Origin of the sequence: Protofrankia sp. Cas8, assembly GCF_963555845.1 — a bacterium.
In the GTDB taxonomy this organism is placed as follows: domain Bacteria; phylum Actinomycetota; class Actinomycetes; order Frankiales; family Frankiaceae; genus Protofrankia.
Window position 1 is genome coordinate 22,275 of the sequence record NZ_CAUVXI010000064.1, and the last position, 801, is coordinate 23,075.

Here is an 801-nt window from a genome sequence, read left to right on the forward strand (position 1 = left end):
CGGTCGGCGCCGACGATATCGATCTCGGGGTTGTTCTGACGGTTCCACCAGCCGCCGATCGCCTCGGTGTCGGGCCGGTCCTCGTCCGGCAACAGGCGAAGAAGGGCTTCTCGGACGACAGGTTCGACAGCTCGGCCGCGCCAGGTGGTCCACGAGCGTTCGATGCGTCCCAGCACAATGTCACCGCGGCCCCGCTCCACCAGCGGAATGCCACGGGCCAGAAAAGCCAACCAGAACCGAAGGTAGGAGTCCGCGACCCGGTAACGCTTGTTCTTCGTGTCAGGCCGGGTGGAAAGCGGGCTGTCAGTCGCGACAACCTGTTTGTCCAACAGCGTGGTCAGGATGGGGGAAAGCGTGCCCGACGCCAGGGGGTTTGCTCCACCGGCCGCCGTGGCGATGGCGGTGAAACCACGTTCTCCGCTGCCGACGGCCGCCAGTACGGCGCGGGACTGGGAGGCTTCTGGAAACCCGCCGAGCATGGTGAGCTCACCAGCCATGAGCAGCGGGGACAGCGGGTTGGTGAGTGCCTCGCGGAGGTAGTCTTCGCGGCTCATCCCGACCCGCCACGCCGCGACGACCTCCGGAAAGCCGCCAGTGATCAACAGGGCATCCACTGCCTCGTCGGCCGACAATCCGGTGATGGACCCGACGTCGGCCAGATGCAGTGGCCGGACGGTCATTTTCGGTGCCCGGCCGAGGAACGGACGGCCATAGTGTCCCAGCGCCTCCATGACGGACATGTCACTTCCCACGAGGACGAGCAGCACGGGCTTTGCGGACAGCTGGCGGTCCCACACCGTC

At 66.5% G+C, this 801-nt stretch carries 1 protein-coding gene; it reads right to left on the reverse strand.

Going from position 1 to position 801, the window contains the following annotated elements; genetic code table 11:
* A partial coding sequence (locus U9977_RS11875) for an ATP-binding protein (protein ID WP_322749290.1) occupies positions 1-801 on the reverse strand: 801 nt, incomplete at both ends.